The sequence below is a fragment of the Campylobacter sp. JMF_14 EL1 genome (genome assembly GCF_027737585.1).
Classification (GTDB): Bacteria; Campylobacterota; Campylobacteria; order Campylobacterales; family Campylobacteraceae; genus Campylobacter_B.
This window is the reverse complement of the sequence record NZ_JAOVTW010000002.1, coordinates 242,344-266,190: the sequence shown is the minus strand read 5'-3', so window position 1 is coordinate 266,190 and position 23,847 is coordinate 242,344. Positions and strand designations below refer to the sequence as shown.

Annotated in this window: 24 protein-coding genes; 4 read left to right on the top strand and 20 right to left on the bottom strand. The window is 38.9% G+C overall.

All coding sequences use genetic code 11. The annotated features are described in order from the left end of the window. Positions 1 to 28: 28 nt before the first annotated feature. The 3 genes from pta (at position 29) to OFN73_RS04820 (ending at position 3,334) form a co-directional block, all read left to right on the top strand. Positions 29 to 1,429 carry a phosphate acetyltransferase gene (gene pta / locus OFN73_RS04830; protein WP_270862466.1) on the top strand — a complete coding sequence of 467 codons (1,401 nt, stop codon included), beginning with the start codon at positions 29 to 31 and terminating at the stop codon, positions 1,427 to 1,429. Beyond that, positions 1,429 to 2,625: an acetate kinase gene (locus tag OFN73_RS04825; RefSeq protein WP_270862465.1), complete on the top strand. Its 1,197-nt coding sequence runs from the start codon at positions 1,429 to 1,431 to the stop codon at positions 2,623 to 2,625. Before pta ends, OFN73_RS04825 begins: the two co-directional genes overlap by 1 nt. Positions 2,626 to 2,758: 133 nt before the next feature. Next, positions 2,759 to 3,334 (top strand): metallophosphoesterase, encoded by a 576-nt coding sequence (locus OFN73_RS04820; protein WP_270862464.1) that lies wholly within the window; start codon positions 2,759 to 2,761, stop codon positions 3,332 to 3,334. Between the two features lie 231 nt (positions 3,335 to 3,565). Here the strand turns inward: OFN73_RS04820 and hypA are convergent, their stop codons facing one another. The 14 genes from hypA to OFN73_RS04750 form a co-directional block, all read right to left on the bottom strand. Then, complete coding sequence (gene hypA, locus OFN73_RS04815) at positions 3,566 to 3,907, bottom strand: hydrogenase maturation nickel metallochaperone HypA (protein WP_270862463.1); 342 nt, start codon at positions 3,905 to 3,907, stop codon at positions 3,566 to 3,568. A 15-nt stretch (positions 3,908 to 3,922) separates the two neighbouring features. Further along, entirely contained in the window at positions 3,923 to 4,627 is a 705-nt protein-coding gene (locus OFN73_RS04810) for a hypothetical protein (RefSeq protein WP_270862462.1), read from the bottom strand. Positions 4,628 to 4,699: 72 nt separating this feature from the next. Then, positions 4,700 to 5,455 carry a hypothetical protein gene (locus OFN73_RS04805; protein ID WP_270862461.1) on the bottom strand — a complete coding sequence of 252 codons (756 nt, stop codon included), beginning with the start codon at positions 5,453 to 5,455 and terminating at the stop codon, positions 4,700 to 4,702. A 57-nt stretch (positions 5,456 to 5,512) separates the two neighbouring features. Beyond that, positions 5,513 to 6,517, bottom strand: coding sequence for a hydrogenase expression/formation protein HypE (gene hypE, locus OFN73_RS04800; RefSeq protein WP_270862460.1), 1,005 nt, complete (start codon positions 6,515 to 6,517; stop codon positions 5,513 to 5,515). Beyond that, on the bottom strand, positions 6,514 to 7,563 hold the full coding sequence (locus OFN73_RS04795; RefSeq protein WP_270862459.1) for a DNA adenine methylase: 1,050 nt from the start codon (positions 7,561 to 7,563) through the stop codon (positions 6,514 to 6,516). Before OFN73_RS04795 ends, hypE begins: the two co-directional genes overlap by 4 nt. Beyond that, the gene (locus OFN73_RS04790; RefSeq protein ID WP_270862458.1) at positions 7,556 to 9,106 is read right to left on the bottom strand and encodes an AlwI family type II restriction endonuclease; all 1,551 of its coding nucleotides are present in this window, start codon (positions 9,104 to 9,106) and stop codon (positions 7,556 to 7,558) included. The genes OFN73_RS04795 and OFN73_RS04790 overlap by 8 nt, the downstream gene beginning before the upstream one ends. Beyond that, positions 9,087 to 9,995: a Dam family site-specific DNA-(adenine-N6)-methyltransferase gene (locus OFN73_RS04785; RefSeq protein WP_270862528.1), complete on the bottom strand. Its 909-nt coding sequence runs from the start codon at positions 9,993 to 9,995 to the stop codon at positions 9,087 to 9,089. Before OFN73_RS04785 ends, OFN73_RS04790 begins: the two co-directional genes overlap by 20 nt. 69 nt (positions 9,996 to 10,064) lie before the next feature. After that, positions 10,065 to 11,162 (bottom strand): hydrogenase formation protein HypD, encoded by a 1,098-nt coding sequence (gene hypD / locus OFN73_RS04780; protein WP_270862457.1) that lies wholly within the window; start codon positions 11,160 to 11,162, stop codon positions 10,065 to 10,067. A 2-nt stretch (positions 11,163 to 11,164) separates the two neighbouring features. Then, complete coding sequence (locus tag OFN73_RS04775) at positions 11,165 to 11,536, bottom strand: MmcQ/YjbR family DNA-binding protein (protein ID WP_270862456.1); 372 nt, start codon at positions 11,534 to 11,536, stop codon at positions 11,165 to 11,167. Between the two features lie 8 nt (positions 11,537 to 11,544). After that, the gene (locus OFN73_RS04770; protein WP_270862455.1) at positions 11,545 to 12,060 is read right to left on the bottom strand and encodes a pyridoxamine 5'-phosphate oxidase family protein; all 516 of its coding nucleotides are present in this window, start codon (positions 12,058 to 12,060) and stop codon (positions 11,545 to 11,547) included. 3 nt (positions 12,061 to 12,063) lie between these two features. Beyond that, the gene (locus OFN73_RS04765; RefSeq protein WP_270862454.1) at positions 12,064 to 12,345 is read right to left on the bottom strand and encodes a HypC/HybG/HupF family hydrogenase formation chaperone; all 282 of its coding nucleotides are present in this window, start codon (positions 12,343 to 12,345) and stop codon (positions 12,064 to 12,066) included. Then, positions 12,345 to 13,166 carry a hydrogenase nickel incorporation protein HypB gene (gene hypB / locus OFN73_RS04760; RefSeq protein WP_270862453.1) on the bottom strand — a complete coding sequence of 274 codons (822 nt, stop codon included), beginning with the start codon at positions 13,164 to 13,166 and terminating at the stop codon, positions 12,345 to 12,347. The genes OFN73_RS04765 and hypB overlap by 1 nt, the downstream gene beginning before the upstream one ends. 10 nt (positions 13,167 to 13,176) lie before the next feature. Continuing rightward, on the bottom strand, positions 13,177 to 13,602 hold the full coding sequence (locus OFN73_RS04755; RefSeq protein WP_270858782.1) for a hypothetical protein: 426 nt from the start codon (positions 13,600 to 13,602) through the stop codon (positions 13,177 to 13,179). A gap of 63 nt (positions 13,603 to 13,665) precedes the next feature. After that, positions 13,666 to 15,075, bottom strand: coding sequence for an alanine/glycine:cation symporter family protein (locus OFN73_RS04750; protein WP_270862452.1), 1,410 nt, complete (start codon positions 15,073 to 15,075; stop codon positions 13,666 to 13,668). A 116-nt stretch (positions 15,076 to 15,191) separates the two neighbouring features. On the opposite strand from OFN73_RS04750, the gene OFN73_RS04745 reads away from it, so the two are divergent. Then, a complete protein-coding gene (locus OFN73_RS04745; protein ID WP_270862451.1) occupies positions 15,192 to 16,211 on the top strand; it encodes an SLAC1 anion channel family protein in 1,020 nt (339 codons plus the stop codon). A 46-nt stretch (positions 16,212 to 16,257) separates the two neighbouring features. On the opposite strand, the gene OFN73_RS04740 is transcribed toward OFN73_RS04745, so the two are convergent. The 6 genes from OFN73_RS04740 to OFN73_RS04715 form a co-directional block, all read right to left on the bottom strand. Then, positions 16,258 to 16,515 (bottom strand): hypothetical protein, encoded by a 258-nt coding sequence (locus tag OFN73_RS04740; protein WP_270862450.1) that lies wholly within the window; start codon positions 16,513 to 16,515, stop codon positions 16,258 to 16,260. Positions 16,516 to 16,831: 316 nt separating this feature from the next. Next, positions 16,832 to 17,020, bottom strand: coding sequence for a hypothetical protein (locus OFN73_RS04735; protein WP_270862449.1), 189 nt, complete (start codon positions 17,018 to 17,020; stop codon positions 16,832 to 16,834). Positions 17,021 to 17,365: 345 nt separating this feature from the next. Beyond that, the gene (gene htpG, locus OFN73_RS04730; RefSeq protein WP_270862448.1) at positions 17,366 to 19,207 is read right to left on the bottom strand and encodes a molecular chaperone HtpG; all 1,842 of its coding nucleotides are present in this window, start codon (positions 19,205 to 19,207) and stop codon (positions 17,366 to 17,368) included. 90 nt (positions 19,208 to 19,297) lie between these two features. Next, on the bottom strand, positions 19,298 to 20,380 hold the full coding sequence (gene murG / locus OFN73_RS04725) for an undecaprenyldiphospho-muramoylpentapeptide beta-N-acetylglucosaminyltransferase (protein WP_270862447.1): 1,083 nt from the start codon (positions 20,378 to 20,380) through the stop codon (positions 19,298 to 19,300). Between the two features lie 2 nt (positions 20,381 to 20,382). After that, positions 20,383 to 21,549 (bottom strand): FtsW/RodA/SpoVE family cell cycle protein, encoded by a 1,167-nt coding sequence (locus tag OFN73_RS04720; protein WP_270862446.1) that lies wholly within the window; start codon positions 21,547 to 21,549, stop codon positions 20,383 to 20,385. Between the two features lie 36 nt (positions 21,550 to 21,585). Further along, complete coding sequence (locus tag OFN73_RS04715) at positions 21,586 to 23,757, bottom strand: FtsK/SpoIIIE family DNA translocase (RefSeq protein ID WP_270862527.1); 2,172 nt, start codon at positions 23,755 to 23,757, stop codon at positions 21,586 to 21,588. Between the last annotated feature and the right edge of the window lie 90 nt (positions 23,758 to 23,847).

Sequence of the window (23,847 nt, the reverse complement as noted above, 5' to 3'; positions counted from 1 at the left end):
CTTTTTAATTTTTTTATAAGGATTGCTTATGAACGCATTTTTTGTTTTAGGCGACGATGTGCGCGATGTCACAGCCAAATTTGACGGTGCTGTGGCGCTAAATATCGTCCCAGATGTGGCGAGCGAGAGCGAAATCATATCGCTTTTAGAAAAAGGCGAGATTGCACAAATCTCAAAAATGGCAATAGCCAAATTTGACGCAGTCTCAAAAAACGCAAAATGCGTAATCGTCTATGGCGCAAAAGGCTTCGATGAGGTGCTAAATTTCGGCCTTAGCAAGGATTTGGCTCTGCCTGTGGTGGGACTATATACGAGCGAGAGCAAGGCGAAAATCGCCGAGAATTTCGCCAAAAAATGTGGCGCACAAATTTTGCGCTTCACCACAAAAGATGTCTGCGCTGATTGCCTAGGCGAGGCGCTAAATGGCGCGAAATGCGAAATTCTAACCCCAGTGAGATTTGAGAGCACACTTTACGCCAAAGCAGCGTCAAACAAAAAATCAGTCGTCCTACCAGAGGCCGATGATGAGAGAATTTTGCGTGCTAGTGAAATTTTACTAAAAAGTGGCGCGGTAAATTTAGTCTTGCTTGGCGACGAGGCAGAAATTAAGGCAAAAGCTGGAAATTTAGGGCTGAATTTAGACGGCGTCAAAATCATAAACCCAGCAAACAACGAATTCTCTGATGAGTTTGCAAACACCCTTTACGAGCTTCGCAAAGCCAAAGGCATGGAGCTAGAAAAAGCGCAAAAACTAGTCAAAGATCGCACATTTTTTGGCACAATGTTAGTGTATAGTGGCAAGGCCGACGCTATGGTCAGTGGCGCTAGCACGACCACAGCCGAGACTATTCGCCCAGCACTACAAACAATCAAAACAATGCCGGGCGTAAGCACTGTAAGTGGCTCATTTATCATGTGCCTAGATAGCCAAATTGTGATTTTCGCAGACTGCGCCGTCGTGCCAAACCCTGATGCAAACGCTCTTGCAAGTATCGCGATTAGCTCGGCAAATACTGCGCGCGCATTTGGACTAGAACCACGCGTAGCCATGCTAAGCTACTCTACCAAAGGAAGTGGCTCAGGCCCAAGCGTAGAAATCGTAGAAGAAGCCACCAAACTAGTTGGCGAGCTAGCCCCTGATTTAGCAGTCGATGGACCATTGCAATTCGACGCAGCGTTCGACCCTACAACCGCAAGCAAAAAGGCCCCAGGCTCAGCAGTAGCTGGCAAGGCAAATGTCTTTGTTTTCCCTGATTTAAATGCAGGAAATATCGGCTACAAGGCAGTCCAACGCACATCTGGCGCAGTAGCAATCGGCCCAATCTTGCAAGGTCTTAAAAAGCCAGTTAATGATTTAAGTAGAGGTTGCAAGGTCGAGGATATCGTAAATACAGTGCTTATTAGCGCAATTCAAGCAGGAGTAAATTAATGGAAATTTTAGTCATAAACTCAGGTAGCAGTTCAATCAAATTTAAATTCCAAGATATGGATACCAAAACTTGCCTTGCAAGCGGTGTTATCGAGGAAATCGGCTCAGAGCATTCAAAAGCCAAAATTGAGGCAGGCGAATTTGAAAAAGAGGTCAAAGAGCCGATTAAATCGCACGAAGAGGGTATCGAGATAATGTATCGCTTGCTAAAAGAAAGTGGCACGCTAAAAGACATCAACGATATCGAGGGTATCGGACACAGAATCGTCCAAGGCGCTGATTATTTCGACAAAGCAGCCTTCGTAGATAGCGATGTGCTAGCCAAAATCGAAGAACTTTGCCCGCTTGCCCCTCTTCACAACCCAGCAGCAGTCGCTGGAATCAAATCATGTATGAGCGCGTCAAAAACCCCAAATGTGGCTGTTTTTGACACTACATTTCACCAAAGCATGCCAAAAGAAGCATATATGTATGCGCTTCCGTATGAATTCTACGAGAAAAACAAAGTCCGCAGATACGGCGCACACGGCACTTCTCACTGGTATGTATCACGCACAGCAGCTGAATTTTTAGGCGTGGATTATGATAAATTTAACTGCATTACGCTTCACCTTGGAAATGGTTCTAGTATCACCGCTATCAAAAATGGCAAATGCGTCGATACTTCAATGGGTATGACGCCATTAGAGGGCCTTATGATGGGCACTAGGTGTGGTTCGATAGATCCTGCGATTATCGCGTATATGGAGCGCGTGGCAGGTCATGGCGCACAAGAAATGGACGCGATAATGAACAAAAAAAGCGGACTTTTGGGCGTTTGTGGCACTAGCGATTTGCGCAAAGTCGAGGAAATGATGGAAGCAGGCGACGAAAAAGCAAAACTCGCCTATGATATGCTAGTCTATCAAATCGTCAAACTCGTAGGCGCATACTACGCAGTGCTTGGCAAAATCGACGCTATCGTTTTCACAGGCGGTATCGGAGAAAACGCAAATATCTTGCGCGAGAGAGTTTGCGAGAAGCTAGCGCATTTTGGTATCGCAATCGACAAAGCTGAAAACAATATCCGCAGGAAAATCAACCGCGATCTAAGCACGAGCGAGGCAAAAATCAAAACTCTAATTATCCCTACAAACGAAGAGTTAGCGATCGCCGAGCAAGTAGTCGAGGTGTTAAAAGCCAAAAATTTGGCATAAATTCCGTAAATTTTAGGCGAGAAATCGCCTAAAATTTGCCTATTTTTCAAAATTTACGCTACAATACGCGCTTAAATTTTAAAATTTCACTTCCACACAAAATTTAAAATTTCACCGAATTTAAGGGTTTAAAATGAGTAAAATTTATTTTATCAGCGATTTGCATTTCGGACACGAAAACATTATGAAATACAGCCCAAAATACCGAAATTTTAAGAGCGTGGCCGAAATGGACGAGTATCTAATCGCCCTGTGGAACGACACTGTGAGCGATGATGACATCGTCTATAATCTAGGCGATTTCTCATTTCACAAAGACAGCGCCAAAACAGCGCGGATTTTAGAGCAGCTAAACGGCTCTCATAGGCTGATTTTGGGCAATCACGACAAACAAATCATAGCAAACGCCGATTTGCAGGGATATTTCGACGAAATTTGCGATTATAAATATTTCAAAGCCCCAGGCGTGAAAAAGGGTCTCGTGCTATTTCACTACCCGATTTTGGAGTGGAACGGCGCGCATTATGGCTCGGTGCATTTATACGGTCATGTGCATGACAAAACCCCGCCACTAAAAGGGCGCGCGATTAATGTTTGTTATGATTATAACGGCAGATTTTTGGAATTTAAAGAAATTTTAAAAATGGCTGAGAAGCTGGATTTTAGCGGGTTTATACATAATTCTAGCGATGATGATAACGAAGAGTAATGGGATTTTTAGCGTGGGTTTGGGCTTTGGCATGGTTTGGAATACTGTGCCGAAATTTGACAAATTTTAAATTTGCGTGAATTTTCTAAATTCGGCGCAGAAATTAACTTCGCTCAAAATTCAAAGCTTCTTAAAATAAAACACATCATCTTTTCGATAATCCAAAAATCACCGTATTCGCCGTCAATATAAATTTTACAATTTTCAAATTCGTTTAAATTCATAGCGCACCTACTCAATCACAAGTTGCATTAGATACAAATCTTCGCCGTCGGTTACTTTTAAATTTCTGCTCCCGCATTTTGGGCAGATGAAGTTGTTTTGCTCCAAAACGCCGTTGTATCCGCACTTTTCGCACTCTATAACGACATCTTGGATATGGATTTTTAGCTCGGCATTTTCGCAGACCGTGCCCTGCCTAAACACATCGTAGCAACTTTGCAAATAATGCGCTTCCACGCCACTAAGCCTGCCTACTTTGACTACGATTTCTTTGATTTCTCCGCCGCCGTTTTCGTTTAAATTTTTCTCGCAAAGCTCCACTAAGCTTTGCACTATCGACATTTCGTGCATATTATCTCCATTTTATTAAAATGTTTTTATCATCAAATAATTGATTTTTTTCTCAATATCAATACCTGCAACTTCTAAAAAATATTTTCTCAAATCATCTTTATCTTGTTTTGTAATTATAGGTATAATTTTTTCGCCATGCTTGGTTTTTATAGCTAAAAAACTAAACGAAAATAGACTGCCAAGCGACCCATTTCTGATGATAGAAAGTATCATAAACGGGCAGTAAATCACTATGATTAAGCTGCTAAAAGCGTATGCCATATTTATCGCACCCACAAATAAAGAAAAAATCACCACCACCAAAAAAATAGGCAGTAGCATCGTCCTTTTATCGATAATAAAATTTGTCTCTTTTAGCGAATTTGTCTCTATGGATATAATAGCACTTAGGGAGATTTTAGAGTTAAAAAATTTAAATTTCGTATCGTTCGTGCCTATGCGTTTTTTAAACCAAATAGCCAGTATTATTGTCGCAATAATTGACGAAATAAAGATTTTATTGTTGTTAAATTCGCTATAAATTGTCCTTGTAGTCATAAAAGTAATAATTCCCTTATCAAAAAGTATCTTTGTTAAAATTAAATCAAAAATGGCAGGGAAAAACATATAAAATGAAATTTCTTTTATAAAATCTCTTATAACAATCGGATTTTCGTCATAATTTCGCAAATTTGATTTTTTGACATTTGGTTTATTTTCTAAATTTTCGTTTTCCAAATTTATCCTTTTTCGTTTAAATTTTTCTCGCAAAGCTCTACTAAGCTTTGCACTATCGACATTTCGTGCATATTATTTCCTATCAATAAATTGTTTTTGTATTTTTAAGTCTTGTTCTGAAATATCAAACCAAACAGAAATTTTCTTTTCTGCATTGTCTAAATTTTTATTAGCTTTGAGCTTAAAATATGTTTTTAACTCGTTGTAATCATCTTGACTGCTAAGTAAAAAATTAAAAAATAGACCATTTTTACTTTGAATAAAAATCATATCGTGCAAAATTTCAGTATTTTTACCAAAATGAAAAATAGCTTGTGGTAATATCAATACTAAAAATGTTAGCACAGCAATCATTATTGTCGCCATAGGAAACATAAAAAGCCCTAAAATCGGCAAAATTATTATAAAAACAACAGCTGATTTTGTCGTAAAATCATTTGGCGTAGGATAAAAAATAGGCAGTGAATAAGAAATTGTTTTTGTAATTTTTTTAATTGATTTTGGTTCAAATTCGGCAAAAATTTTACCATCAACCACCTTGATAATTTTATCGTTATAAAAATAAACTATCGCATTTTTATAAAGTTTAGCTTCTGCTCTACGAAATAAAATTACAAAAGTAAAACACATTGCAATTTGCATTGAATTGATTTTTCCGTCAAAGAAAAAATCTTTTATTACAGCTAAACAAATTAGGCAAATTATTAAAATAACTGAAATTTTAATAACTTTTTCGGTGTTATCGACTATTATCAACGGATTTTCGTCATAATCTCGCAAATTCTCTTTTTTAGCATTTGGTTTATTTTCTAAATTTTCGTTTTCCAAATTTATCCTTTTGTTTTTGCTGTTCGGTCAGTATCGCTTGATACTGAATTTTAAATTTCAGCAAATTCTAGGTAGTAACTCACCCTTTGGAAGCTCCAAAAATCGCCCTGAGCCATACGCATTTTGGATTATCACCCTATTTTGCGATTTTGCTGCGCCTGTTACTTCGCCAATGATCCCAGCATTTTTATCAAATTTACGCAACACTTCCAAAGCTTTTTCTTCGTCGCCGTTAGCAACGACTGCGACAAAAGTGCCTTCGTTTGCCAGTTCGTAAGGTTCAAAACCTAGCAACTCGCACACGCCCACGACTTCATCGCTCAGCGCGATTTTTTCTTCGAAAACCAAAATTTCATTGCCAGAAATCTCGGCAAATTCGTTCAAAACTGCACTCAAACCCCCACGCGTAGCGTCTCGCATAGCTCTTATTTTCACGCCACTTGCTAGTAACTCCCCTACTACGCCATTTAGCGGTTTGCAGTCGCTTTTAAGCTCACTTTCAAGCGAAAGCTCATCTCTGGCGGCCAAAATCACAGCTCCGTGTCTGCCGATATCGCCACTAAGCAGGATTTTATCGCCGATTTTGATATTTTTCGCCTTTATGTTTGGCGAAAGAATTTGCCCTATTCCGCTAGTGTTTATGAAAATCTTGTCGCATTTGCCGTGCGGGACGACCTTGGTATCGCCACAGACGATTTTTACGCCACACTGCTTTGCCGTGTCGGCAATGGAAGCTAAAATTCGCTCAAATTCGGCAAATTCCAGCCCTTCTTCGATGATGAAACCAACACTGATAAAAAGCGGTTTTGCCCCAACCATACAAAGGTCGTTTATCGTGCCACAAACTGCGATTTTACCGATGTCGCCACCGCTAAAAAATATCGGCGTAACGACATACGAATCAGTCGTAAAAGCTAGCTCGCCACTGGGATTTGGCAAAATCGCGCTGTCGTTGCACTCACGCAAAATTTCATTATCAAATGCCCTAAAAATCGTATCATTGATGAGTTTATTCATCTCTTCGCCACCACCACCGTGGCTAAGCAAAATCGTTTTTTTCATTTTCCCACCTTGCATATAAATATATTTTCTTTATGGTCTTTAAAAGCCCTATTTAGGTCAGTTTTGCCACTGCTAAATGGCTTAAATAAAATTTCATTATTTATCACTTCTCCATATTTTGACAAAATATTTTCTACTTCGCCAAGACTTATTTTGTTTTGGCTAGAACTTGAATTCGAAGTGTATGTGTTATTGTAAGTAACGACGATAATTTTTGAAATTCGAGCCAAATTTTTAATTAAATCATAAAATGCCAAATTTGCTCTACTTGTGCAATATTCACTCATATTTTCGCATTTTGGCTTTCTAGCTACACCGCCTAGCGCAGGTTTGTCATTTTTACAAAGCGTCTCTAAAAAATGGTAAAAGCGCGAATATTGCCTAGAATTATACGGCGGATCGACAAAGGCTACACTAAATTTCGTATTTAATTTTTTCACCAATTCATTGCTATCTTGTCTATAAATTTCAATTTTTGCATTTGTATGCACTGGCAAAATAAGTTCAAATTTAAATTTATCGCTTAAAATCGCGTTTTTGCGATACGCTTCATAATGCCCTACCGTGTTTGCAATTTTATCACAACTATACAAAAGAGATGACAATAAAATATAAAATTCTTTCTGATTTATAGTTTTTTGAGCAAATTCTTTGTCTATCTTTTCCCTTATTCGCCCTATCATCATAGCGTCATTTTTACTAAAAAATTTATCACCAAACTCACTGCTATAATAGTTGTTTTTCAAAGAAATTTTATTGAATTCATCGCATAAATTCTCTAATTTTTGCATATCGTAGCAACCATTGCCAAAAAATCCTTGATAAATAGCGAAATTTGAATATAAAAAATCATTTATCGCAAAATGTGTAAAATTTTCATTTTTCATAAAATATTCGCTTACTACGCCAGTGCCGCCAAAAACATCAAAAAAACTTAAATTTTTGCTCAAATTTAAATCTTGCAATGCTAAATTTACACATTTTTCAATCTCTGGCAAAAGCTTTGTTTTGGCTCCTGTGTAACGACGATTTTTTATATCAAACATTTAACAAATCCAAAATTTCGCTACTTTTTTGTAGTTTAATAATAAAATTTTCTATATCTAAATTTATTATGTCTAAATTCTCATCATATTTTATAAATTTCACATATCGTTTGCTATCATCAAAAATTTTCGGCGCAACGAAAATTGCAAAATTTTGTTTATCTATATTTTTTGAAATTTCATCTTTTAAATGCCTAGAAATTGGCAAAAGCTCATTATTTACCTGCGCTCTACCACATATCAAGCTAACTTCTGTTAATGAGTGCGATTTTTCATCATCACAAATAATATCTGGCATATTTCCACTCGCATGGCTTGTCGGCAAACCTTCATCGTCAATATGATAATTTGGCAAAACTTCTAAATTTGCAAAATTTTGTTTTAATGCAATACTTGCCAAAAATTCAAACCTAGTCGGTTCTGGTATAAATTTAAAAACTTCATCTTTACTCGATTTTTTATGTGCCAAAATAGAAAGTTCATTATAAATCTGTTCTTTTGTATAATTGGTGGCAAATTTTTGCAAAGTTTCTAGTTTAATGTCGTTTTGTAGCCCTAAATCAACGCTAGAAGCGATACCTAAAATCCCGTTATCAATCTCGCCCATAAATTGATAAAATTCAAATTTATCATTAAATGCACTAAAAGTAGAATAATTTGCCAATACATAATCTATTTTTTCACTCTCAAAGCTGTTTAAATCTATAAAACGACCATTTCCTCGAAGCGAAATAAGTCTAGTAATACGCATTTTGCGTATGTATTCATCTATGCTTTCACCACAAATTTGAACTTTTTTAAATCGTTTTTGATTGCTACTTTTTAAAATTTCCAATGCTTTTTCATAAATAATATCATCGCTGTATCTAAAACTAGGAAATTTTGCCCTAAAATCCAATATAAAATTAGTTAATTTTTCGCTATCGCCATCTTCCCAACATGTGAAAAACGGAATTTCTTGTCTATGAATTTTACTATCGCCAATTTTGATTTTTAAATTTTTCATAGTTTGCAAAAGCAAAATTAACGGAACATTTTGATTTAAAACTCGCCTAAATGGATTATTTCTTTGATATTTCATCATAGAATTTAAAAAAATATCTGAAATTTTATTTTCGTTTATAGGATTTTCATTTGCTGCATTTATTAGCATGTGTCCGACATTGGAAATCAAAATAGGCTTATTCATCGCATAAAAACAAAACCCAAATTCCATAGGCAATTTATACCAAGTATCAAATCTGCTATCCCAACCATAATCAAACCCAGCTTCCTTGTGTTTTTGCGGTGAATTTTCAATAATATTTTTTATTTCATCATCGCTAAATTCGGTTTCGTTCTCTAATTTATCTTTATAAAATTTTTTTTCAAACATGGTCTCATAAAGTCTATTTTTAATAATCTTTGCTACGATTTGCATAATGATTTCATGTGTGAGTATGTGATTTTCATAATGGGCTAAAATTTCTATGAATTTTGCAATCCTACTAGGATTTCTCATAGTTGTGCTAAAAGATAAAATTTTATACTCTTGCTTTGGCATTTGTCACATATACCTCCCTTGAATTTTTTATCGTATTATCGTTAAAACTTATATAATTGCTTTTTATGTCATAAATTTCATATTTTTTGGCAAAATTTAGCAAAATCGTATTTGTTTTATTTTTATGTGTCAATAAATTTGACAATCCCCATTTTACGCCATTTTTATCCAATTCATCTAACAAATTGTATAAAGAAATTTCGCTAAATTCGTTCCAAATTTTGTTATATTCGCTACCGCTTATCAAATACGGCGGATCACAATATATAAAATCATCATTGCTAAATTTAAATTTAAATAAAAAATCATCAAAATTTTGGTTACAGAAATTTAAATTTTTATCTTTACAAAAATCAAAATAATCATTTAGTGCTTTAAAAACATTTGCATTAAAATCGACATTCCCAACAGGAAGATTAAAATTTCCAAATTTATTAAATCTAAGCATGTGATTAAACCCATAAATTAGCAACAAATAAAGCCTAAAAAAATCATTTTGATTTGTATTGAAATCATTTTTTAATTTATTATATGCTTCTTTATTAAATTTGGCAAAATATGTTTTTTTATATTCATCTCGCAATGATTTTGGCGGAATTTTACCCTGAAAAGAACAAGAAAGTAGATATTTTTCAATAAGAGCAAAAATTTCATCAAAAAATTTTATATTCGTAGAATTGGTAAGCAAAAATTTATGCAAATTTATAATATTTTTATCGACATCATTTAAAAAATAATTTTTTGCATTTGTATTCAAAAATGAACTGCCACCACCGCAAAACGGCTCAAAATAATTATTTATATTTTTAGGAAAAAGTTTTGACAACTGTGGCATAAGTTTGTATTTATCGCCCACATAAAAAAATGGAGAGCGTATAACAGATGAAATTTTTTTATCAAAACAACAGCTTGTCATTTATTTATTTCCTTAAAATTACATATAATTTTACGCAAAATTTTATAAATTTCGTGCGTATTTGAAATACGCAGCACATGCACCTTCACTACTTACCATGCACGAGCCTATCGGGTTTTGTGGGGTGCAGACCTTGCCAAAAACCTTGCAATCATAAGGTTTTGCCTTGCCGCGCAGTATCTCGCCACAAATACACGCCCTATTTTCACCCTTACTTTCTAAATTTTGCAAAATTTCAGCGAATTTCACTCTCGCGTCAAATTCGACGAATTCGGCTTTTAGTTTCATACCACTTTTTTGGATTTCCCCTAGACCTCGCCACGAAAAATCGCAAATTTCAAAATATTTATCTATCAAATTTAAGGCAGTTTTGTTGCCGTCAGTCTTAACCACGCGGTCGTATTCGTTATAGACTTCATGCGTGCCATTTTCAAACTGAGTTACCAAATTTAGCACGCCCGCCATAATGTCAAGTGGCTCAAATCCGCTTACGGCGATTGGTTTTTTGTATTTTGTGGCGATATTTTCGTAAATTTTGCTTCCTGTGATGACGCTGACATGGCTAGGTCCTAAAAATGCGTCGATTTTGGCTTCTTTATCTTGCAAAATGGCTTCCACAGGGGCTGGGACGGTTACATGATTTATGTGGAAAAATAGATTTTTTAGCCCCAAATTTATCGCTTTATCCACCAAAACCGCGCTCATCGGCGTGGTTGTCTCAAAGCCAATCGCAAAGAAAATGACATTTTTATTTGGATTATCAACGGCGATTTTTAGGGCATCGAGCGGACTATAAAGTGCGCGTATATCGGCTCCACCTGCACGCAGTTTTTGCAGGCTCGTGGTGCTTCCGGGGACGCGGAGCATATCAGCCAAAGTGCAAAAAATCACGCCGTCCTGACTTGCTAACGCAATGGCTTCATCAATGCGAGCTCGTGGCATTACACACACAGGACAGCCCGGACCATGCACGAAATTTATATTCTCGCCAACCAAATTTGGCAGACCAAATTTCATAATGCTATGCGTATGACCACCACAAATTTCCATGATATTTATGGGCTTTTTGCTTTTTTGCTTTATCGCTTCTGAAAGCCCTAAAATCAGCTTTTTATCTCTATAATCTTTTATCAAATCCATTTTTACTTCTTTGTAAGTTTATAACTTTCTTCGATTAAATCGTATGTCGTCGCCTCGTCGCAAACGCCCAAAATTACGCTAATCCAATGCTTTTTGTTCATGTGATACGCTTCTATGATACTCTTGCCGTCGCGCAAAATTTCGCCCAAATTCGGCTCGGTTTTCAAATTTAAAATATCAAGCGTTTTTTCGCCCACAAACGCGCCGGGTTCGACGCCCAGAGTTTTTACACTCACACCCTTCATCAGCACAGCAAACCATTTTTTGTTTTTTTCGTGGCGAAAAACGCAAAAGCCCGGCGCACTTTTCCACAAATACTCAGGCTTTGCGCGATACCTGCGCCAGATTTCTTGGATTAGTGCTTCTGCTTCCACCGCGCGCCTTATTTTAAAATTTTCGCTTTCGCTGTCATCTCGTAAATTTTAAATTCATAAATTTTAGTATGACTTAACGCACCCAAAGCCGCTGTCTCGAAAGCGTCCATAAATTTCGCGCAGTATTTAGCGCTAAGAATTCGCAAAGCCTCTAATTTGGCGTTTTTGTCTGTGATTTCATAGGCTTTTGTTTTTGCGACAACGCTTTTGTATTCGGTCGTAAAAACCCTATTTCCGAGCTCTTTTGAATTATCTTTTATCGCTTCAAATTCGGCGTCGTTTAAATTTGGCACAGCGTTGAAACTGACACAAACCACGCTCACATCGCGTCCGCCAGTGAAAAGTTCAGCTTTGCTTCCTTTTGTCGCGCCGTGAATAAAAATGCTGTCATTTTCACGCACGATTGAAAGCGGGATTGAAAAAATTTCTCCATTATCCCTCACGCATGAAAACACGGCATATTCGGCATTATCGATTATTTCGTAAGCCTCACTAACGCTTAAAGCTCTATCAATTCTACGCAAAATTTAGCCTTTGAAATTCGCTAGCCCCATATCGCCCTCATCTGCCGAAATTTCGCCACTATTCATCTCTTCGGCGATTTGTTCGTAAATTTTCAGGCTCTCTAAGGCAACGGCTGTGTCGATTTTTTCCATCGCAAAGCCCACATGAATAAGCACGAAATCCCCAACGCTAACTGGCTCAGAAATCAGATCCAAGCTCACGCCACGCTTTACACCTAGCGTTTCGACGGTCGCGAAATTATTTTCATCTATTGAAATCACTTTTGACGGGATTGAAAGGCACATTATCTAAATTCCTTTTTAAATTCCAAAAATTTTAGCCACTTATCCACGCCCTCGCCAGTTTTGCTATCTAGGGCGATTACAGTGGCTTTTGGATTTAGTTTTCGCACCTCTTTGACTACCTCTTCGACGCTAAAATCAAAATGCTCGATTAACGAGTGTTTGGTTACCACGACTAAATCCGCAGCCCTAAACATAACAGGGTATTTTGCGACCTTGTCGCTTCCCTCAGTTACGCTTAGAAGCACGACATTTGCGTGTGCGCCGACATCGTAGCTTGCAGGGCAGACGAGATTTCCGACATTTTCGATGAAAACCAAATCAAGCCCAGTGGTATCGAGGTGATGAAGCCCCTCATGCACCATAAATGCGTCTAAATGACATGCTTGGCCTGTGGTGATTTGATGAGCGCGTGCGCCTGCTTGCAATACGCGATCGGCGTCGCGGTTAGTTTCTAAATCGCCCTCGATTACGCCGATTTTAAATTTACCGCTTTTGATAGTGGCTTCTAGTAGCGTTGTTTTGCCACTTCCCGGGCTACTCATCAAATTTACGCATAAAATTCCGTCCTCGTCGAAATGCTCTCTGATATGCGCTGCTTCGGCGTCATTGGCTGATAGAATTTTCGTGATTACTTCAACGGTTTTTTTATCATTTAGCACAGGGTGTGCGTGGTCGCCGTGAATTTCGCCATGCTCGTGCTCGTGCGCATGCCCATGAGAGTGAGCATGAGCGTGATTATGCTCGTGAGTGTGCGTAACCCCGTCAGAGTGCGTGTGGCTGTGAGTGTGTCCTGCGATAGAACATCCGCAATCTTTACACATTTTTTATCCTTTAATTTGAGATTAAATATACAAGAAAAATTAAAACCAAAGCCCACACCACCGACCAAATAACAAATTTTTTCCAAAATTTATTGCTACTTTGCTCATGGGTTGCGACTTTGTTTTGTGAGTTTTCGTAAAAATCTTTTGCCTTCATATCCGCGCTACTTAAAACCGCGCGCCTGACATCGACGAATTCGCCATTATAGCGCATTGCCCCGTCTGGTTCGATCCTGTAAGAATCTATTTTTTTAACGCTCCATAAAACTTTATTGGTTGCGCTTTGCATTTTGATTAGGGCTGAAATTTGCCCCTCGCTATCGAGGGCGTAAAATTTTAAAATTTTATCGTATGTAGCCTTGTCGATTTGCCCCAAATCCGCTAAATAATCTAATTTTTCTTTAATACTTTTTTGGTGAAAAGTATGTAAAAACATAAAAATTCCTAATCGTAAAATAACTTACGATTTTACCTAAATTTAATTATTTAACGCTGAAATTTAGCCTTTAATATAATCGCTGGCGTTGTATGCCTTACCCGCGTCAAAATCCCGCAGTAAGCGCACTACAATCCCACTTAAAAGCAAAATCGCAATCAGGTTTGGAATCACCATAAGGCCGTTGAAAAGATCGGCTAGCTCCCAAACAAGGTCGATTTTAAGCAGTGAGCCCATAAAAACAAAGCCGATAACCAAAAGTTGCAGAAATTTCACCCCTTTTGGTCCAAGCAGATAGCGGATATTTATCTCAGCGAAATAATACCAGCCCATAATCGTGGTAAATGCGAAAAACAAAAGACAAATCGCCACGAAGCTATATCCAAGCTCCCTGCCCAAAAAATTCGACGAAAAAGCCTCTTGCACGAGTGCAATCCCGCTAAATACAGCCTTGCCATCAGCCCCAAACTCCACCACGCCCGAGGTCAGTATCACAAAAACCGTGATATTTAGCACGATAAATGTATCTATAAAAACGCTCATAATGCCTAGCATGGCTTGATCGACTGGGTGAGCGACATTGGCAGCTGCGTGAGCGTGAGGGGTAGAGCCCATACCAGCTTCGTTGCTAAATAATCCCCTAGCCACGCCATATCTCATAGCCATAGCGATACTCGCTCCCGTCGCACCGCCCCACGCAGCACTTGGATCAAAGGCAGCCTTGAAAATCAGCGAAATAGCGCCAGGAAGCTCGGAGATATTAGCGCAGATTATGCTAAATCCCACCAAAATGTATAAAATCGCCATAAGTGGCACGACCTTTTCGGCTACGCGCGCGATTGCCCTGACACCGCCGATAAAGATTATCGCGCAAACCACAGCCAAAATTTCGCCGATATAGACCTTGTCGATATTAAAAGCCTTGCTAAATCCGTCTGAAATGGCGTTTGCTTGCACCATATTTCCCATGCAACCAAGCGCTAAGATTATCGCTATGGCAAAAACCACGGCCAAAATTTTGCCAAATTTCCCGCCAATACCGCGCGAAATATAAAACGCAGGACCACCTATAATATGACCACTTTTATCCTTTGAGCGATAAATTTGAGCTAGGCAAATTTCGGCAAAATTTGTCGCCATACCAAAAAACGCAGCCAACCACATCCAAAAAATCGCCCCAGGTCCGCCCATAATCAGCGCAGTCGAAGCTCCAACTAGATTGCCCGTGCCAACCTGCGCCGCAATCGCGGTCGAAATCGCCTGAAACGAGCTCATACCGTGTTTGCCCGCCTTTTTGCCATGGAGCGAAAAATCGCCCAAAAGTCTATTTCCGGCAAGCTTAAATTTTAAAATTTGAACGAATTTTAATCTGATTGTAAAATACACGCCGGTCCCGCAAAGAAGGGCTATGAGAAAGTATGGTCCCCAGATAAATGAGTTTATGTCGGTTACGATTTTGATAAAATTTTCCATTTTGTCCGCCTTAATCTGCCTCGAATTTGTTAAAAATCGATTATTTTACTTTTTTCGCGCTTAATAAAACTTAAAATTTTATAAATTTCAGTTTTAATTTATAATTGTAAGAATTTATGGCACCAAATTTTGCTAAAATTCGCGCCGTTTTAAAAAATTTGAAATTCATCGAGGCTAAAATGAATCTAAAAAACGAAAATATCTCCAAACTCTCAAATTTCCCGATTATATTTTTTGCCGTGACAATGGGGCTTGGCGGGCTTAGTATCGCTTATCGCGCCATTAGCGAGGCCTATGGTGCGCCACATTTTATATTTGAAATTTTGCGATTTTTCGCCCTTGGCGTGTTTGCGCTAATTTCGGCGTTTTACACGGCAAAAATCATCAAATTTCCGCGCGCTGTGCAGGCAGAATTTACCCACCCAATCAAGCTAAGTTTTTTTGCCACATTTTCGATTAGCCTGCTTTTACTAGCCATTGCATTTAACGATATTAGCGCGCTTCATAGCGCATTTTACGGCGTGGCGATGATATTTCATGCGTTTTTGACGCTTTATATCATTTCGTTTTGGATACAAAAAAACATGCTCATCACCCACTCAAATCCAGCGTGGTTTATCCCGATTGTGGGCAATCTCATCGTAGTCATCGCCGCGAGCGAAAAGGGCGAATATCTGTGGTATTTTTTTAGCATTGGGATTTTCTTTTGGATTGTGCTTTTTAGCATTGTTTTTTACCGCATTATTTTTCACGACCAGCTCGCACAAAAATTCGTCCCAACGCTTTTTATAATGATTGCGCCCCCGTCTGTGGCGTTTCTGGGCTATATCAACATCGGCGGCGAGTTTGATATGCTCGCTAAAATTTTGATAAATTTGGTGCTATTTTTCACACTTTTGATATTTTTCATGGCAAAAAGCTTTTTTGGGCTTAAATTTTTCCTATCGTGGTGGGCTTTCACTTTCCCGACAGCGGCTGGGTGCATTGCCTTTATGAAGGCGTATTTTTTAAGCGCGGAAGTGTGGTTTGCGCGCCTTGGGCTTGGTATGTTTTGCCTTTTGTGCGTTTTGATAGCTATTGTCGGATATCACACGATACAAGGGCTAATCAAAAAAGAAATCTGCGTGCAGGACTGAATTTAACGCATTTGTTTTATCATTATGGTGGGCAAGGATGCCCACCCTACGATACTCCACTTGGAGCAAATATGAAAGAGATGCTATTGATGGGTATCAAAGAACCATTAGGATGTTGAATATTTCTATGAAATTGGGCTGTAAATAAAACTATTTCATTTACAGCCATTAATAATTTCATCTTTTGTGGAATTTCATCATTCGGAATAGTTTTTACCATATCTGCAATAATTTCAGGTAATGGTGTAGTGAATGCTTGATTACTATCTAAATGTTCTTTCCATATTTGTAAATTATTTTGCATATTTATCCCTTTTATTTGCCTTAGTAATAAATTTTGTCAATACCTATCCTATCTTCGTGGCAATTTAGAAGTTGGCTATAGAAGATTTCCAGCTGTCGTATCTCAGATGGGGTTAATCTACTATGTATGACACAAGTATCCAGATACTCTCTTAGTGCTTCCATTAAGTGAAATTTGTCAACAGGGTAGTAACATACAAGAGCAGATGTTAGGTGGCTACTTATAGCTTTCCCTGAGTAATTGTGTATTACTTCTATTTCGCCATTTGCGTAGCCTACCATTAAAAATTCCTCAACAAAAGGTGTGATTAACATTTTTAATCCTTTCTATTTTTATTTTTTGTAAAATCATCAGATGAATAAAGAAAATGTCCAATAGTCTTTATGAAGTCATTTTCATTCATACCAGTTAAATTAAAATGTTCTTCATTTTCAAGATGTTCATTTTCTTCTAATCCTTCTTTATGTTTTGTTTTGTTTATTTTTTTGTAATTTTTTTCTTTCATTTTGAAAGTTCTCCATTTTCATAAATATTGCCAATTACTTGACAATAACATAAAATTGCGGATTTTATCAAAAATTAACAAAAAAGAAAATGAATTTTTGTTACGCTAGAATTTCGTCGCTGTTTCACAACTCCTTACAATATCAAAAAGCAAATTTTACACAAATCAGCCTGCGCGCGAGATTTTTACCGCCTCGCGCGCAGTATTCCCCCAGCCAAAAGCCACGCTTAAAGCGCGGCTAAATTCCCAGCTAAAACGCGACGAATTAAAACACAATCAAAATTCCAAGCGAAAAAGCGTGGTTAAATCCCAAGCCGTGCGCCACGCTCAATCAAAAATCAAATTTTACAGAGCTTTTGCGACCAGTTCGTTGATATTAGCGATAAAAGCGCCCGGATCATCGACGCTTTGGGTCTCGCCGAGTTTAGCCAAATCAAAAGCCAAACGCGCCACGCTAGCAATCATAGTTTTATTATTTTCTAGCTTTTTGATGATTTCATGCTTTGCGTTGATTTCCAAAATCGGCTTAAACTCAGGCAAATTCGTCTGCCCCATTTGGCGCAAAATTTGCTGTGTGGCGTAGTCTGGATCGCTCTCGTCAAAGACAAGGCAAGAAAGCGAGTTTGTCAGACGAGTGGAGATTTTCACATCTTTTACAAGGCCCTGCAAGCACTCTTTAAATTTCGCTGCCACTTCCAGCGCCCACGCACTTTGCTCTTCGTTTTGCTCGGTGCTTTTTACGCTAGTTACGCTCTTGATTGCTGTGCCGTCAAACTCGAAAAGTCCCGGCATAACCACAGCGTCGATCTCATCATCGCAGAGCAAAACCTCCACGCCCCTAGCGTTAAAATCCTCCAAAAGTGGCGAGTTTTTCAGCATTTTCGCGTCTTTGCCGGTGATGAAATAAATCTCTTTTTGCTCCGCGTTTTCGCTCATTTTAGCCTTGTATTCATCTAGGCTGATTAGCCCCTCGCGCAAATTTGACTTAAATAGCGCTAGGTGGCTAATCTCAGCCTTATCAGGGCCGAATCCATACAAGCCCTCTTTTAGCACTTTGCCAAAAAGCGCGTAAAATTTCTCATATTTTTCGCGGTCGTTTTTTAGCATTTTGGCTAATTCGCCTAAAATTTTCTTTACACTTTGTTCCTTGACATGGGCCAAAATGCGGTTTTCTTGCAGAATTTCACGGCTTACATTTAGTGGCAGATCCTCCACATCTATCACGCCACGCACAAAGCGCAAATACACAGGCAAAAGCTCTTTGGCGTCATCTGTGATAAATACGCGCTTGACATAGAGTTTGACGCCACTTTGATAATCCACGCGGTATAAATCAAACGGCTCGTTTGATGGCACATAAAACAGCGTAGTGTATTCATGCACACCCTCTGCTTTGGTATGTATATGAAATAGCGGATCCGCGCTATCGTGGCTGATTTGTTTATAAAAATCGTCATAATCGCTCTGTTTTAGCGATGATTTTGGCAGTTGCCAAAGCGCACTGGCTGAATTTAGCTGCACAACCTTGGTCTCGCTATGACCCTGCGCGCCGTCCTCGCCAGGGATATACTCCTCTTTTTGCCCAAAAATCGGGTATGGGATATGGTTTGAGTATTTTTTGATAATGCCCTCTAATCGCGCTAAATTCGCAAATTCATCATCTTTTAAATGCAAGATTATATCAGTGCCAAAGCTATCTTTTTCGCAAGGCTCGATTGTGTAGTTTTCGGCGTTCGATGACCATTTGAAAGCCTCGTCTTCAAGGGCTTTGCGCGAGATGACATCGATACTATCTGCGACCATAAACGCCGAATAAAACCCCACGCCAAACTGCCCGATTAGGTTGCTATCTTTGGCAGCATCTCCGCTCAAATTCGCCATAAATCCCTTTGTGCCAGATCTCGCAATCGTGCCTAGATTGGTCTCTAACTCACCCTCGTTCATACCGATACCATTATCTGAAATTTTTAAAATTTTATTCTCACTATCGAGCGAAATTTCAATGCGTGGCGTGTAGCTTAAAGCCTTGTAAGCCTCATCGGTAAGGCATAGATAATTTAGCTTATCAAGCGCGTCTGAGGCGTTAGATACGAGCTCACGAAGGAAAATTTCCTTGTTTGAATACAGCGAGTGGATCATTAAATTTAATAAATCATTGACCTCTGTTTTGAATTTTTTCTTTGCCATAAAATGTCCTTTGGATTGAATTTTGTTTAAAAATTAGCACATTATAGCACCGAGTGCTAAGTTTTGTCAATATTAAGCCAAATTTTGTTTTTAAATTTGGCTTAGAATATCGTCGATTATGGATTTTGCGCCGTTTTTGGAGCTGAAATTTACTAGCCCCCTACTTGCACTTGGAGCGTCGAAATTTTGAATTAAATCCAAAATTTTATCCTCGCTAGCCTCATTTTGGCGCACGATTTTGCATAAATTTAGATCTTGCAAAAATTTTGCATTGTAGAATTGATGATCACCTGCTGCGTGCGGAAACGGCACGAAAATCGCAGGAAGTCCGTTTGCCACGAGCTCCCACAGAGTGCTAGCACCACTTCTGCCTACGCACAAATCGGCCTTTGAGATCAAATCAACCAAATTTTTGCTAAATCCCACAAGCTCGACATTTAAATTTGCGTTTTTGTAAAATTCGCTGTATTTTTCAAACTCTTTTTCGCCACATTGATGAATAATCTCATAGCCCATTTTGGTAAGCCTTGGCGCTAAATTTGAAGCAAGAGTATTTATAAAACTCGCCCCTTGCGAACCGCCTAAGAAAATTATCGTTTTTACCTCGCTTCGAATTCTAGATTTTTCGAAAAAAATGTCGCTTACTGGATAGTCGAATTTATCGCTTATGCACTGGGTATTATCCTGCGTAAATTTCGTCACGCAACCACAGGCTGTGGGAAGCTCGAATTTTTCCCTAGAATATGGGCTGTAAATTTTCTTGCAAAACGGCTCTAAAAGGTCGTTTAACCTCCCTAAAATGGCGTTTTGCTCGTGGATAAAAAGTGGCTTGAAAAAAAACAAAGACGCAAACGAAGCCGGAGCCGAGCTGTATCCGCCCACGCTAATTACGGCTTTTACGCCGTTTTTTTTGAAAATTTTACGACATTTCAAAGATAGTTTTAAAATATTCATCAGCGATGAAATTTTACTAAATCCTTTTTTATTTACCACGCCAGAGCTTTCCAAAAAATACGCCCGCTCGAAAATTTCGCTATTTTCGAACCACGCTCTGTCTTGGCCGTTGGTCGAACCGATAAAAATCACCCCTATTCCGCGATTTTTAAGCTCAGCGCCTAAACTTTTTGCGATACTTAAATGCCCGCCTGTACCGCCACCACTGATTGCTATCATTTTCAGCTCCTTAAATTTGCGCGTTTGCTAATCATAAGTATAAACCCAACCGCCATTGAAGCAGCTATGACATGACTTCCGCCATAGCTTAGAAACGGCACAGCGATACCCTTCATAGGTATTAACCCAGTAATTCCGTAAGAATTTAGACAAAATGAGAAAAATAGCATAAAAGCAATGCCAAGCCCAAAGAGAAAATATACGCTATTTACGGATTTTGAGGCTATGCGAAAGACCCTAGCAAGCATCGCAGAAAAGAGCAAAACAACACCAAGAATTCCAAAAAATCCGATTTCCTCGGCAATGCCAGCTAGCACGAAGTCAGTATGCACCTCGCTAAGATAGCCTAGCTTGAAGCTTCCCTGCCCTAGCCCAGCCCCCAAAAGCTCGCCGTTGTTTATGGCATTTAGCGAGTGGCCGACTTGGTAAGGCATATTCGCATCATCTACGCGAACCTTAGCGGCTGTTTCTGGGGAGAGAAACGGAGTGATAGTGTCTTGCACGCCAGCCCACCATGAGCGAATTCTCACGATTCTGTGCGGACTAGTGACGATAAAGGTATAACCCAAAATGCCGATTATTCCCACCACTATGCCAACTAGTCTCATGCTAGTTCCCGCGAAAAACGACATACATATCATCGTCGCAGCCAAAACAGCGACTTGACCAAGATCTTTTTGTCCTATGGCGATAACTATGCCAAAAATCGCGAAAAGAAAGACATACGGAACCCAAATTTTAATCTCTTGCCAAACCGTTTTTTTGGTATGGTTCATCTTGCGCGAGAAACTCCACGCCAAAAAATATATAAAGCCAACTTTGAAAAATTCCACCGGAGCGATACTAATGCCTGCGATTTTTATCCACCTAGCCGCTCCATTTACCTCTGATACGATTGATTTAGGCATGAAGCCCATTGAGATCATCACTAGCCCAGATACCACCCACAAAACCATACAAAACGGCGTTAAAACCTTATCTGGGTTAAACTGTGAAAGCCCCCACATAAGGAAAATGCTAAACATACCAAATATCCATTGTTTTTTGAAAAAATATAGTGGCTCAGTATCGCTTGCAAGCGTGGTATATGAGGTCAATGATAGCGAAAATACAATGCCTATGGTGATTAATGCAACCGTGAAATAAAACAGCCACTGATCTGTTCTCAAATTTTACTCCATTTAAATTTCAAAATTTAGCCAAATTTATTTGATGATATCTCTTTGCCCTTTGGCATTAACTTCGCTTAAAATTCCCATTTGCTCTAACTGCTCGATGATTGTAGCGGCGCGGTTGTAGCCGATTTTAAGACGGCGTTGCAGATAGCTAATCGAAGTTTTTTCTTCGGTTAAAATGATATTTTTCGCCTCTTCAAACAGCTCGTCAAGCTCCATATTTTGCGGATCTATCATACCTGCGCCCTCTTTTTGGCTATCGTTTTCAGCCAAAAATCTCTCATCATAAACCACGCTTTCTTGCGAACGCAAATACTCAGCTATGGCATTTATCTCATCTTCTGTGCTAAATGGCGCATGCAAGCGAATCGTAGTGCTTCCACTTGGTGGCATAAAGAGCATATCACCTTTCCCTATCAGGCTTTCAGATCCCATTTGATCGAGGATTATGCGACTATCTGTATATGAGCGAACCTTAAAGCTAATGCGACTTGGCATATTGGCTTTGATTAGGCCTGTTACAATCTCTTTGCTTGGGCGTTGAGTTGCTATGATGAGGTGGATTCCGCATGCTCTTGCCTTTTGAGCTAAAAGCACTATGTTGGTTTCGACCTCTTTTCCACCTGTCATAATAAGGTCGGCAAATTCATCTATCACAACCACAATATAAGGCAAAATTTCGCCATTTTCTTTTGAAATTTTGGCATTATAACTTTCGATATTTTTGACCCTATTATCAGCCATTATGCGATATCTGTGCTCCATTTCAGCCACGACATTTCCAAGGGCGGTTATGGCTTTTTTGGGCTCAGTAATAATCGGTGTTAGCAGGTGCGGGATATCCTCATAAAGTCTAAATTCAACCATTTTTGGATCGACCATTATTAGGCGCAGAGTTTTTGGCGAATTTCTATACAAAAGGCTTAAAATAAGGGCATTTACGCCGACACTTTTACCACTTCCTGTTCCTCCTGCGATGAGTAGGTGTGGGAGTTTTTTCAGATCTGTGACAAAAGGCTGACCCACGATATCCTTACCAAGCGCCATAGTAAGCGGACTAGAAGCTGTTTTAAAAACCTCACTTTCAAAAATTTCACGCAAATAGATTGTCTGTGCCTCTTGATTTGGGATTTCGATACCTACGACATCTTTGCCAGGAATCGGGGCTTGGATACGGATCGTCTGCGCGCGCAGTGCCATAGCCAAATCATCTTGGAGGGTTAGGATTTTACTAACCTTAATGTGCGCTGCTGGGCGAAACTCAAATGTCGTAACCACGGGACCTGAGTATGTGCGAACGACATCGCCGTCGATTTTAAATTTGCGAAGTTTATCGAGCAAATCAAAGATTTTTTGATCTATTTCGCTCTCATCGATTATATTTTGTTTTTTGGGCGGATTTTCCAAAAAATCAAGTGGAGGGAGGGCGAAATTTTGCGGTTTATCGATTTTGCCCTTTTCTAGCTCATCAAGAAGTTTTTTGTTTTCGGCAACCTCGCTTAAATGCTCGACTTTTTTTAGCGAAGCTGGTTTTTTGGAATTTGACTTTTTAAAATTTGGCTCTAAAATTTCATTTTGTAAATTTGGCTCTTTTTCTGAATTTAAGTCTAAATTTTCCCCCTCCAAATCATCGCTTTGCTCGGTTAAAAATTTTTCGATTTTGCTCTCTTGCTTTTCGCTAAATTCAGCTCTATCTTTTTTAAGCGGTTTTGGTTTTAGCTCGGTTTGCGCGCGAGTAGCTCTTTGGCGAGTTTGTTCGCGCAAAATTTCACTTTTTGCCTCGCTAGTTTGCTCTTTGATAAAAGAATTTTTGATAATATTTGTAAGCTTATCCTCGAAAATCAGCACCAGCGAAAGGACAAAAAGCGTTAGATTAAAAATCCAAATCCCCACACTTCCCACAAACTGCCTTAGCTGATTTATGACCACGCTACCGATGATTCCGCCACTATCGCCGATAATGCTTGATTGCACAAAAAGCACGGTGAAAAATAGCAAAATCACGCCTATGCAAAATTCAAAAAATCTAAAATCAAATCCCCTAAAATAGCGATACGCGATATAAACAAGCCCGAGTAAAAATAGCGGATAAATATATGAAAAATAACCAAAAAGCCCTAAATTTACCGAGCGAATCGCATTGCCAGCACTGCCGACAAGAGCCGAATCAGGCGCAATCGTAGCAAATCCAAAAAACAAAATTATAGCCGAGACGATTATAAAATATACTTCTTTTATTATGATAAATCCTTTGAAAATAAAAAGCGCAATTTTAGCAAATTTAAGGTTAAA

What these genes read in the sequence shown, in the direction of transcription:
- pta (WP_270862466.1), top strand. Translation starts at nt 29, where the DNA reads ATGAACGCATTTTTTGTTTTAGGCGACGATGTGCGCGATGTCACAGCC.
- OFN73_RS04740 (WP_270862450.1), bottom strand. Translation starts at nt 16,515, where the DNA reads ATGCAAAATAATTTACAAATATGGAAAGAACATTTAGATAGTAATCAA.
- OFN73_RS04755 (WP_270858782.1), bottom strand. Translation starts at nt 13,602, where the DNA reads ATGTTTTTACATACTTTTCACCAAAAAAGTATTAAAGAAAAATTAGAT.
- OFN73_RS04750 (WP_270862452.1), bottom strand. Translation starts at nt 15,075, where the DNA reads ATGGAAAATTTTATCAAAATCGTAACCGACATAAACTCATTTATCTGG.
- hypD (WP_270862457.1), bottom strand. Translation starts at nt 11,162, where the DNA reads ATGGATTTGATAAAAGATTATAGAGATAAAAAGCTGATTTTAGGGCTT.
- OFN73_RS04795 (WP_270862459.1), bottom strand. Translation starts at nt 7,563, where the DNA reads ATGTTTGATATAAAAAATCGTCGTTACACAGGAGCCAAAACAAAGCTT.
- hypA (WP_270862463.1), bottom strand. Translation starts at nt 3,907, where the DNA reads ATGCACGAAATGTCGATAGTGCAAAGCTTAGTGGAGCTTTGCGAGAAA.
- OFN73_RS04820 (WP_270862464.1), top strand. Translation starts at nt 2,759, where the DNA reads ATGAGTAAAATTTATTTTATCAGCGATTTGCATTTCGGACACGAAAAC.
- murG (WP_270862447.1), bottom strand. Translation starts at nt 20,380, where the DNA reads ATGATAGCAATCAGTGGTGGCGGTACAGGCGGGCATTTAAGTATCGCA.
- htpG (WP_270862448.1), bottom strand. Translation starts at nt 19,207, where the DNA reads ATGGCAAAGAAAAAATTCAAAACAGAGGTCAATGATTTATTAAATTTA.
- OFN73_RS04745 (WP_270862451.1), top strand. Translation starts at nt 15,192, where the DNA reads ATGGCACCAAATTTTGCTAAAATTCGCGCCGTTTTAAAAAATTTGAAA.
- OFN73_RS04765 (WP_270862454.1), bottom strand. Translation starts at nt 12,345, where the DNA reads ATGTGCCTTTCAATCCCGTCAAAAGTGATTTCAATAGATGAAAATAAT.
- OFN73_RS04790 (WP_270862458.1), bottom strand. Translation starts at nt 9,106, where the DNA reads ATGCCAAAGCAAGAGTATAAAATTTTATCTTTTAGCACAACTATGAGA.
- hypB (WP_270862453.1), bottom strand. Translation starts at nt 13,166, where the DNA reads ATGTGTAAAGATTGCGGATGTTCTATCGCAGGACACACTCACAGCCAC.
- OFN73_RS04735 (WP_270862449.1), bottom strand. Translation starts at nt 17,020, where the DNA reads ATGAAAGAAAAAAATTACAAAAAAATAAACAAAACAAAACATAAAGAA.
- hypE (WP_270862460.1), bottom strand. Translation starts at nt 6,517, where the DNA reads ATGAAAAAAACGATTTTGCTTAGCCACGGTGGTGGTGGCGAAGAGATG.
- OFN73_RS04825 (WP_270862465.1), top strand. Translation starts at nt 1,429, where the DNA reads ATGGAAATTTTAGTCATAAACTCAGGTAGCAGTTCAATCAAATTTAAA.